Origin of the sequence: Pedococcus sp. (assembly GCF_036554925.1) — a bacterium.
Lineage (GTDB): Bacteria > Actinomycetota > Actinomycetes > Actinomycetales > Dermatophilaceae > Pedococcus_A.
Genome location: NZ_DATBMI010000010.1, coordinates 1 through 10,395 on the forward strand (window position 1 = coordinate 1; position 10,395 = coordinate 10,395).

The 10,395-nt window shown below is 71.8% G+C and carries 10 protein-coding genes and 1 pseudogene; 9 read left to right on the forward strand and 2 right to left on the reverse strand.

Features of this window, described 5'->3' with window-relative positions; translation table 11 throughout:
• Positions 1–22 precede the first annotated feature (22 nt).
• Complete coding sequence (locus VIB11_RS00700; protein ID WP_332027375.1) at positions 23–1,195, reverse strand: pyridoxal phosphate-dependent aminotransferase; 1,173 nt, start codon at positions 1,193–1,195, stop codon at positions 23–25.
• A 58-nt stretch (positions 1,196–1,253) separates the two neighbouring features.
• On the opposite strand from VIB11_RS00700, the gene VIB11_RS00705 reads away from it, so the two are divergent.
• The 4 genes from VIB11_RS00705 (at position 1,254) to VIB11_RS00720 (ending at position 5,158) form a co-directional block, all read left to right on the forward strand.
• A complete protein-coding gene (locus tag VIB11_RS00705) occupies positions 1,254–2,720 on the forward strand; it encodes a glycosyltransferase (protein ID WP_332027377.1) in 1,467 nt (488 codons plus the stop codon).
• A 301-nt stretch (positions 2,721–3,021) separates the two neighbouring features.
• Positions 3,022–3,921, forward strand: coding sequence for a 30S ribosomal protein S2 (rpsB, locus tag VIB11_RS00710; RefSeq protein ID WP_332027379.1), 900 nt, complete (start codon positions 3,022–3,024; stop codon positions 3,919–3,921).
• Between the two features lie 48 nt (positions 3,922–3,969).
• Positions 3,970–4,800 carry a translation elongation factor Ts gene (tsf, locus tag VIB11_RS00715; protein ID WP_332027381.1) on the forward strand — a complete coding sequence of 277 codons (831 nt, stop codon included), beginning with the start codon at positions 3,970–3,972 and terminating at the stop codon, positions 4,798–4,800.
• Between the two features lie 160 nt (positions 4,801–4,960).
• A complete protein-coding gene (locus tag VIB11_RS00720; RefSeq protein WP_332027383.1) occupies positions 4,961–5,158 on the forward strand; it encodes a heme biosynthesis protein HemY in 198 nt (65 codons plus the stop codon).
• Here VIB11_RS00720 and VIB11_RS00725 read toward each other — a convergent pair.
• Positions 5,155–5,736, reverse strand: coding sequence for an antibiotic biosynthesis monooxygenase (locus VIB11_RS00725; RefSeq protein ID WP_332027385.1), 582 nt, complete (start codon positions 5,734–5,736; stop codon positions 5,155–5,157). The two genes, VIB11_RS00720 and VIB11_RS00725, sit on opposite strands and share 4 nt — an antisense overlap.
• A 97-nt stretch (positions 5,737–5,833) precedes the next feature.
• Here VIB11_RS00725 and pyrH point away from each other — a divergent pair, with 97 nt between their 5' ends.
• The 5 genes and pseudogenes from pyrH to VIB11_RS00750 all read left to right on the forward strand — a co-directional run.
• Positions 5,834–6,577, forward strand: a complete 744-nt coding sequence (pyrH, locus tag VIB11_RS00730) for a UMP kinase (protein WP_332027387.1) — start codon at positions 5,834–5,836, stop codon at positions 6,575–6,577.
• A gap of 157 nt (positions 6,578–6,734) precedes the next feature.
• On the forward strand, positions 6,735–7,292 hold the full coding sequence (gene frr / locus VIB11_RS00735) for a ribosome recycling factor (RefSeq protein WP_332027389.1): 558 nt from the start codon (positions 6,735–6,737) through the stop codon (positions 7,290–7,292).
• A 409-nt stretch (positions 7,293–7,701) separates the two neighbouring features.
• Positions 7,702–8,469, forward strand: a complete 768-nt coding sequence (locus VIB11_RS00740) for a phosphatidate cytidylyltransferase (protein WP_332027391.1) — start codon at positions 7,702–7,704, stop codon at positions 8,467–8,469.
• 87 nt (positions 8,470–8,556) lie between these two features.
• Positions 8,557–9,786, forward strand: a complete 1,230-nt coding sequence (gene rlmN / locus VIB11_RS00745; protein WP_332027392.1) for a 23S rRNA (adenine(2503)-C(2))-methyltransferase RlmN — start codon at positions 8,557–8,559, stop codon at positions 9,784–9,786.
• Positions 9,787–9,873: 87 nt separating this feature from the next.
• A pseudogene (locus tag VIB11_RS00750) lies at positions 9,874–10,395 on the forward strand (hypothetical protein); the annotation flags it as partial.

Consider the following 10,395-nt stretch of genomic DNA (forward strand, 5'->3'; position numbering starts at 1 on the left):
ATGCGCCGGATGCGCCTCGGGATCAGCCCGCCGCGCCCAGTCTCGCGGACGCCAGGCGACGGACCGCCTCCGCCAGGACGTCGTCCCGCTTGCAGAACGCGAACCGCACCAGGGTCCGCGCAGCGTCCGGGTCGTCGTGGAAGACCGACACGGGCACGCCGACGACACCCGCGAGGGAGGGGAGCCGGCGACAGAAGTCGAGCGCGTCGACGGCACCGAGCGGGGCCGCGTCGGCGACGACGAAGTACGTCCCCGAGGGCACCGCCACCTCGAGCCCCGCCGACCGGAGGCCCTCCACGAGCAGGTCCCGCTTGGCCTGCAGCGACCTCGCCAGCCCGGAGTACACGTCGTCGCCCAGGCCGAGCGCGACGGCGACGGCCGGCTGGAACGGCCCGGACGCCACATAGGTCAGGAACTGCTTGACGGTCCGCACCGCTGCGACGGCCTCGTCCGGCCCGCTCACCCAGCCGACCTTCCAGCCGGTCGCGGAGAAGGTCTTGCCGGCCGACGAGATCGTCAGCGTGCGCTCCGCCATCCCGGGGATGGTCGCCACGGGAACGTGCTCGAGGCCGTCGAAGGCCAGGTGCTCGTAGACCTCGTCGGTGACCACCCACGCGTCGTGCTGGCGCGCCAGCTCGCACACGAGCTCGATCTCGCGCCGGGTGAACACCTTGCCGGTGGGGTTGTGCGGCGTGTTGAGCAGCACGAGCCGGGTCTTGTCGGAGAACGCCGCCCGCAGCGACTCCTCGTCGACGGCGAAGTCGGGGAAGCGCAGCACCGACGTGCGGCGCACCGCGCCGGCGAGGGCGATCGTGGCGGCATACGAGTCGTAGTAGGGCTCGAAGGTGACCACCTCGTCACCGGGCTCGCAGAGGGCGAGCACGGCAGCCGCGATGGCCTCCGTGGCTCCGACCGTCACCAGGACCTGCGACCGGGGGTCGAGCTCGACGCCGTAGAAGCGCCACTGGTGGGCCGCCACCGCCTCCAGCAGCTCGGGGACACCGGGACCGGGCGGGTACTGGTTGCGGCCGCCGTCGATGGCCGCCGTGGCAGCCGCCAGCATCTCGGGCGGCCCGTCGGTGTCGGGGAAGCCCTGACCGAGGTTGACCGCTCCCGTCTCGGCCGCGAGTGCCGACATCTCCGCGAAGATCGTCGTCCCGAAGCCCTGCATCCGGCTCACGAGGGGATTGCCCATGCCGGCGAGGCTACTGCGAACGCGGGCCGGGAGCCGGTCGGCGTGTCAGCATGATCCCGTGCGGGAAGTCGACATCGACGCAGTACCGCTGGACCGCCTCGCCGGGCTCCTGGAGCCGGCGCGGGCGGCGCGACTTGCCCGCTACGTCGACCGGGCGCGCGAGATCCTCGAGGGCCGGACCATCTGGAACGTCAACGCCACGGCCCAGGGCGGGGGAGTGGCCGAGATGCTCCAGGCCCTGCTGGCCTACACCCGCGGCGCGGGGGTCAGCACCCGCTGGCTCGTCCTGGCCGGCGACCCGGCCTTCTTCGCGATCACCAAACGGCTGCACAACGTGCTGCACGGCATGGCCGGCGACGGCGGGCCGCTCGGCCTGCAGGAGCAGGTGGTCTACCACGAGGTGCTCGAGCGCAACGCGGCGACGCTCGCACCGATGGTCCGCCCCGGCGACATCGTGCTGCTGCACGACCCGCAGACCGCCGGACTGACCCGGGTGCTCACCGAACGCGGCGCCCACGTCGTCTGGCGGTGCCACATCGGGCGCGACACGCCCACGGAGCTGACCGAGGTGGGGTGGGCCTTCCTGCGGCCGCACATCGAGCACGCAGCAGCGTTCATCTTCTCCCGCCGGGCGTACGCCCCGGACTGGGTGCCGACCGACCGGCTCTGGGTCATCCCCCCGTCGCTCGACCCGTTCACCGCCAAGAACGTGGACCTGACGCCGGCCGACGTCGACGCAGCCCTGCACGAGGCGGCCCTGAAGAACACCACCCCCGACCACGGGAGCCTGGCCTTCACGCGGCGCGACGGCAGCACAGGCACGGTCCGCGGACACCGCCGGCTGATGGTCGACGGCCCGCCCATGCCGCGGGGTGCGCGGTTCGTGCTCCAGGTGAGCCGCTGGGACCGCCTCAAGGACATGGCCGGCGTGCTCACCGGCGTGGCCGGCCACCTCTCCGACCTGCCCCGGGACGTGCACCTCCTCCTCGCGGGACCGGACGTGGCCGGGGTCTCCGACGACCCCGAGGGAGCGGAGGTGCTGCAGGAGTGCCGCGGGCTCTGGGCGACGCTGCCGGCCAGGGCCCGCCGCCGCGTCCACCTCGCCTGCCTGCCGATGGACGACGTCGACGAGAACGCCCACCTCGTCAACGCCCTCCAGCGCCGGGCCGCGGTCGTCGTCCAGAAGAGCCTCGTCGAGGGCTTCGGGCTCACGGTCACCGAGCCGATGTGGAAGGCCAAGCCGGTCCTCGCGAGCGCGGTCGGTGGCATTCAGGACCAGATCGTCCACGGCGAGAGCGGACTGCTGCTGCAGGACCCGCAGGACCTCGACGCGTTCGCGACCATGCTCGTCGACCTGCTGACCGACGAGGAGTACGCCCGCCTGCTCGGCACGGGCGCCCGCTCGCGGGTGCGGGACCTCTTCCTCGGCGACCGCCACCTCACGCAGTACGTCGACCTCTTCGAGCGCCTCGTCGCGGCGGGGCCGGGGCAGGAGCAGCTCACGACGGGCAGCGCCGCGCCGTAGCGCCCACGACCTCGCCGGGCCGCGCCCGTGCTGCCGGGGGCAGCACAGGTGCGATTTCTCACCTGAACCGCAGACGCCGTACGATGGGCGGCGGTCACGTGTGCCCGAGGCGCACGAGGCCTAATTCGCGCGTCTTCCACCTGTGACGAGGTCACTCTCCGAACAGGGGCGCACCACAGCAGTCCGGCCGGATGCCGGTGGGGTGCGTTGCAGGCGCCAGGCGCGTATGCCGCAGGTGGGCTCTCCAGCCGGCCGCGCGGCATACGGGAACAACTGACAACGACACAAGGGAGAACACGGCATGGCCGTCGTCACCATGCGCCAGCTCCTCGAGAGCGGCGTCCACTTCGGGCACCAGACCCGTCGCTGGAACCCCAAGATGAAGCGCTTCATCATGACGGAGCGCAATGGCATCTACATCATCGACCTGCAGCAGTCGCTGACGTACATCAACAACGCCTACGACTTCGTCAAGGAGACCGTCTCCCACGGCGGCACCATCCTCTTCGTCGGCACCAAGAAGCAGGCGCAGGAGCCCATCGCCGAGCAGGCGACCCGCGTCGGCATGCCGTACGTCAACCACCGCTGGCTCGGTGGCATGCTCACCAACTTCCAGACGATCTCCAAGCGCCTCACGCGCCTGAAGGAGCTCGAGGAGATCAACTTCGACGACGTGGCCGGCTCGGGCCGCACGAAGAAGGAGCTCCTCATCCTCGCCCGTGAGAAGGACAAGCTCGAGAAGACCCTCGGCGGCATCCGCGACATGGCCAAGGTCCCCTCGGCCGTGTGGATCGTCGACACCAAGAAGGAGCACCTCGCGGTTGACGAGGCCCGCAAGCTCGGCCTGCCGGTCATCGCGATCCTCGACACCAACTGCGACCCCGACGAGGTCGACTACAAGATCCCGGGCAACGACGACGCCATCCGCTCCGTCACCCTGCTCACCCGCGTGATCGCCGACGCCGTGGCCGACGGCCTCATCGCCCGCTCTTCCGGCAAGTCCGGCGAGCCGGCCGAGGGCGTTGCCGGTGACGAGCCGCTCGCCGAGTGGGAGCGCGAGCTCCTCGGTGGCGACGCCGCCGCGGCTGCCGGTGAGGCCGCCCCGGAGGCCGGCGAGACCGCCGCTGCCGACGCTCCGGCTGCCGCCGAGGCCGAGGCCGCTGTCCCCGAGGCCGCGACCGACGCCGACGCCAAGGCCTGAGCCACCCAGCACCGACGACCACATCAACGACGAAGCGAGACAACATCTATGGCGAACTACACCGCCGCTGACATCAAGGCGCTGCGCGAGCAGACCGGCGCCGGCATGCTCGACGTCAAGAAGGCTCTCGACGAGGCCGACGGCGACCGCGCCAAGGCCACCGAGATCCTGCGCGTCAAGGGCCTGAAGGGCGTCACCAAGCGCGAGGGCCGCACCACCTCCAACGGTCTGGTCGCCGCGCAGGCGGGCAACGGCGTGGGCACCCTCGTCGAGGTTCTCTGCGAGACCGACTTCGTGGCCAAGGGCGAGAAGTTCGGCGCCCTCGCCCAGCAGGTCCTCGACCAGGCCGTTGCCTCCGGCGCGGCCGACGCCGACGCGCTCCTCAAGAGCAACCTGCCCGACGGCAAGACCGTCCAGGAGCTGCTCGACGAGGCCAACGCCACCATCGGCGAGAAGATCGAGGTCAAGCGGGTCGCCCGTCTCGAGGGTGGCAACGTCGTGTCCTACCTGCACAAGACCAGCCCCGACCTGCCCGCGCAGATCGGCGTGCTGGTGGCCACCGAGGGTGGCGACGAGCAGGTCGCGCGCGACGTCGCGATGCACATCGCCGCGTTCAGCCCGACCGTCCTGACCCGTGACGAGGTCGACGCTGCGACCGTCGAGAACGAGCGCCGCGTCGCCGAGGCCACCGCGAAGGAGGAGGGCAAGCCCGAGGCCGCCCTTCCGAAGATCGTCGAGGGTCGCGTCAACGGCTTCTTCAAGGAGAACGTCCTTCTCGAGCAGCCGTTCGCCAAGGACGCCAAGAAGACCGTCGGCAAGGTCCTCGAGGAGGCCGGCGCGCAGGCGCAGTCCTTCGCGCGGTTCCGGGTCGGCGGCTGACGCCTCAGCACCACGGCACGAGGCCCGTCCCCTGAGGGGGCGGGCCTCGCGCCGTTCCACGGCCCGGCACCGCACCCACCTGCCGAGTCCCCGCAACCCGCCGGGAGGCCCACGCCCGGTATGCCGCGTGGCCGGGCCGCGCGCGCGGCATACTGGCGATGTGGGACGCAGGCAGGGGCGGCGCGAGCGCCGCGAGGCCGAGGAGCGGGCAGACCGCCCGCTGCCGGACTTCACGCGCCTGCCCGAGCGGGTGGCGCCCGACCAGCTGGTGACCACCCAGGAGGTCGAGGCCGCGCCCGACCCCCGCGGCGGCCGTGACACCGAGACGGAGTTCCTGCTCAGGAACGCCGGGTTCTAGCCCGCGCGGTTCCGAGCCCTCCCGGCCAGCCACGGCTGGAGGAGCCTGGTCACCTGCGGCAGCACCAGGTAGGTCATCAACGGAGTCAGCAGCAGGGTGGACACGAGAACCCGCAGCACCAGCGGCCAGTGCCCCAGCAGGGGCGTGAGGAGCCAGGTGAAGAGCAGGTTGGTGGGGAAGAACGCCACCCAGATGACCACGGCCTGCTTCCAGCGCGCGGGCGCCGGCGGGGCGAGGTCGCTGACGGACCGCTCGCGCGGCTCGTCGAACCAGCCCTCGATGCCGGTGCGGTGCTCGACGCGGGTGTGCTCGACGAGGTCCTGCGCGGAGCGCAGCCACCTCGTGCGCTCCGGCGAGTCCTCCCAGCGCGCCAGGCTCGCCGGGGAGTCGAACCGGTAGAGCATGTGCCAGTCCTCGGAGCCGGCGGCCGGGCGCACCCAACCGGTGCCCAGGAAGCCCGGGAACCGCTCGGCCAGGGAGGTCCCGGCGTGGACCCAGGCCTGCATGAGCAGCTCGTCCTCGGGGCGGACCCGTCGGGTGATGGCAACGGTGACGGGAGCGGCGGAGGTCTGGGTCATGGCTCGCCGATTGTCCCAGAGCGCTCCCGGGTCGAGACACAGCGCTGTGGTGTGGAAAGATCGAGCGACCCGCCATCGAGCCCCTCTGGAGGAGCACGTGACCACTGACGGAGCCGGCCGCACCGAGAACCGCTCCTACCACCGGGTGCTGCTGAAGCTGTCCGGCGAGGTCTTCGGCGGCGGCAAGATCGGGCTGGCGCCCGACGTCGTGCGAGGCGTGGCCCGCCAGATCGCCCAAGCGGTGCGTGAGGGCCGCGAGGTCGCGGTCGTCGTCGGTGGCGGCAACTTCTTCCGCGGGGCCGAGCTGCAGCAGCAGGGCATGGACCGCACGCGCGCCGACTACATGGGCATGCTGGGCACCGTCATGAACTGCCTCGCCCTCCAGGACTTCCTCGAGAAGGAGGGCGTGGAGACGCGGGTGCAGACGGCCATCGCGATGGGGCAGGTCGCCGAGCCCTACATCCCGCGCCGCGCCATCCGCCACCTCGAGAAGGGCCGGGTCGTCATCTTCGGTGCCGGTGCAGGTATGCCGTTCTTCTCCACCGACACGGTCTCCGCGCAGCGCGCGCTGGAGATCAAGTGCGACGCCGTGCTCATGAGCAAGAGCGGCGTCGACGGCGTCTACAACGCCGACCCCAGGCTGAACCCCGACGCCACGAAGCTCGAGGAGATCACCTACGGCGACGCTCTCCAGCAGGGCCTGCGGGTCGTCGACGCGGCCGCCTTCAGTCTCTGCATGGAGAACAAGCTGCCGATGGTCGTCTTCGGCATGGAGGGCGAGGGCAACGTCGTGCGGGCGATCCGTGGTGAGAGGATCGGAACGCTCGTCACGGCCGACTGACGCCCCGCCCACGCCACCGGGCCGAAGGCGGCAGGAGCCGCGTCGGGCGACCCCGCTCGACCCGCAGCACAGTTGGAGCACCACCACCCACACGAACCGGTCGCCGAGACCCGACGACCGACCATCCGGAGCCACAGAGGGCCCCGAAGGAGCCGACATGATTGACGAGACCCTGCTCGAGGCCGAGGAGAAGATGGAGAAGGCCATCGAGGTCGCCAAGGAGGACTTCGCGGGCATCCGCACCGGCCGGGCCACCCCGGGGATGTTCAACAAGCTCATGGTCGACTACTACGGTGCGCCGACCCCGCTCCAGCAGCTGGCCTCGTTCCAGACGCCCGAGGCCCGCACCATCCTCATCTCACCGTTCGACAAGTCGGCCATGCACGAGATCGAGAAGACCCTGCGCGACTCGGACCTGGGCGTGAACCCGAGCAACGACGGCAACGTCATCCGGTGCGTCCTGCCGCAGCTGACCGAGGAGCGCCGCAAGGACTACATCAAGCTCGCGCGGCACAAGGGCGAGGACGCCAAGGTGTCCATCCGCAACATCCGGCGCAAGGCCAAGGACGAGCTCGACCGCCTCGTCAAGGACGGCGAGGTCGGGGAGGACGACGGTGCCCGGGCCGAGAAGGAGCTCGACGCGACGACGCGCAAGTACGTCGACTCCGTCGACGAGCTCCTCAAGGGCAAGGAGGCCGAGCTGCGCGAGGTCTGAAAGACCCCGAGCAGCAGCGCCCCCGCCTGACACCATGACGACGCCGTACCCCACCCGCCGCCAGCTGAGGGAGAGCCGCTCCGCCGGCGCGACCGCAGCCTCCGAGGAGTCCTCCGGCGGCGGCTCCAGCGCGCCGGCCACCCCCGCTGGTCCCGGCGCCGCGCCGACCGGACCCCGGGCCCGGCCGACGCCTGGCCCCTCGACGCCTGGTTCCTCGACTCCTGGTTCCTCGACTCCTGGTTCCTCGACGCCTGGTTCGTCGACGCCTGGTTCGTCGACGCCGGCGCCCGGTTCCGCCCCCGGCGCCCCGACGTTCCCGGCTGCCGGTGCGTCACCCCAACCGACACGCAGCAGCGGGCGCCGGCCGTCGCGGGCGGGCCGCAACCTGCCCGCGGCGATCGGCGTCGGGGTGGGGCTCGGGGCGATCATCCTGCTGTCCCTGGCGCTGGCGAAGGAGGCCTTCCTGGCCCTCGTCATCGTGGCGGTGGGCTTCGGCGTGTGGGAGCTGCGCAGGGCGCTGGCGCAGGCCAACATCCTCGTCCCTCTGGTCCCGAGCCTCGTGGGACTGGTCAGCATGATCGGCTCCGCGTACGTCGGGGGCGGGCAGGCACTCGGCCTCACCCTCGGGCTGACCTGCGTCGGCATCCTGCTCTGGCGCGTCGCGGACGGCGTCGGCGACGCCATGCGGGACATCACCGGTGGCATGTTCGTCGCGCTCTACCCCTCCTTCCTGGCGAGCTTCTGCTCGCTGCTGCTCGCCGCCCCCGACGGCGTGGGCCGCGTCATCGTCTTCGTCCTCGTCACGGTGCTGAGCGACGTCGGGGGCTACGCGTTCGGAGTGCTGTGGGGCCGACACCCGATGGCCCCTTCGGTGAGCCCGAAGAAGTCCTGGGAGGGCTTCACGGGCTCGCTGGTCGCGTGCATGACGGGCGCGGCCCTGGCCATCCACTTCATCCTCGACGGTCCGTGGTGGGCCGGGCTCATCCTCGGCGTGGTGGTGGCAGTCGGTGCGACCGTCGGAGACCTGACCGAGTCGACGATCAAGCGCGACCTCGGCATCAAGGACATGGGCCACCTGCTGCCCGGGCACGGAGGCGTCATGGACCGCATCGACTCCCTGCTCATCACGGCCCCGCTCACGTGGGCGCTGCTGTCCGTCTTCGTGCCCAACACCTAGAGCGCCAGGGCCGGCGCCGCCTGCGGCCCTCAGTCGCGGCCCACCGGCATTTCCTGTGCGGGCCGTCGTGCTGAGACACTGGCGGGGATGCCCGAGAACCCCGCCGTCGACCTGCCCGAGCCCACGACCGAGAAGCCGCGGCCCGGCCAGCTGACGTTCACCGCCCCACGGCGCGGCAAGCCGCCGCGCCACCTCGCGGACCTCAGCCCCTCGGAGCGCAAGGAGGCTGTCGAGGCGCTAGGACACAAGGGGTTCCGGGCCAAGCAGCTGTCGATGCACTACTTCGAGCGGCTCGTCGAGTCGCCGGAGGAGATGACGGACCTGCCGAAGGCAATCCGTGACGACCTGGTGCGCGACTTGCTGCCGCCGCTGCTGACCCCGCTGGTGCAGCGCACCGCAGACGACGGTGCGACCATCAAGTCGGCGTGGCGGCTGCACGACGGCGCCATCGTCGAGTCGGTCCTCATGCGGTACCCGAAGCGCGTGACGATCTGCATCTCGAGCCAGGCGGGCTGTGGCATGAACTGCCCGTTCTGCGCGACGGGCCAGGCCGGCCTGACGCGCAACATGTCGGCGGCCGAGATCGTGGAGCAGGTCGTGCAGGCCGCCCGGACGCTCCGCCACGGCGACCTCGCCGCGGGCTCCGCCACGCCCGAGGGCGCCGAGCTCGGCAGCGAGGACGACGACAGCACCGCGCCCCCGGTGTCCTCCGGGCCGTCGCGGATCTCGAACGTCGTGTTCATGGGCATGGGCGAGGCGCTGGCGAACTACAAGGCCGCGATCGGGGCGATCCGGCGCCTGACCGACCCCGCCCCCGACGGCCTGGGCCTGTCGGCCCGCGGCATCACCATGTCGACCGTCGGGCTCGTCCCGGGCATCGACAAGCTCGCCGCCGAGGGCATCCCGGTGACGCTCGCGCTCTCGCTGCACGCCCCGGACGACGAGCTGCGCAACGAGCTCGTGCCGATCAACACCCGCTGGAGCGTCGACGAGGCCCTGGACGCGGCGTACCGCTACTACGGGACGACCGGGCGGCGGGTCAGCATCGAGTACGCCCTGATCCGCGACATCAACGACCACGCCTGGCGTGCCGACCTGCTGGGGGAGAAGCTCAACGCGCGGGGCAGGGGCTGGGTGCACGTCAACCCGATCCCGCTCAACCCGACCCCTGGCTCGAAGTGGACCGCCTCCCGCCCGGGCGTCGAGCAGCAGTTCGTCGAGCGGCTGCGCGCCCACGGCATCCCGACCACGATCCGCGACACCCGCGGCCAGGACATCGACGGCGCCTGCGGGCAGCTCGCGGCGGCCACTGCCTAGAGCGCCGCTCGCGCCGACAACCGCCGAGAGCGCCGTTCGCTCCGGCAACCGCCGAGAGCGCCGCCGGTCTGGCCCTAGACTCGCGCTGTGAAGGCGGGTTGGGCGGGGACGGCGGCAGTGGTCGGTCTGCTCGTGGCGTCCTGCTCGCCCACGGGCGACCCGACGTCGGGCGCTGCGCCGTCCCAGGGCGGCACCACCACCACCTCGCGGCCGACCACCGCCACGGCGCGGCCGACCACCACCCCGACGCCCAGCACGCCACACGGCCCCCACGGTGCCGGTCACGCCAGCCCCACCCCGACCAAGGTCCCCCTGCGCGCCGGCGAGCGCTTCGTCACGCTCGCGATGCCGGAGGCCTACACGCCGAAGCCTCCGCGCACCGGCACCGACGACTACCGCTGCTTCCTGCTCGACCCCGAGGTGACGCGTGACTCCGTCGTCACCGGGGTCGACGTCGTCCCGGGGAGCCCCGACGTCGTCCACCACGTCATCCTCTTCAGGGTGCCGCCCAGCCAGGTGGCCCTCGCCGAGCAGAAGGACCGGAGGTCGGCCGGGCAGGGCTGGACGTGCTTCGGCGGCTCGGGCGTGGAGAGCCAAGGTGCGAGCCTG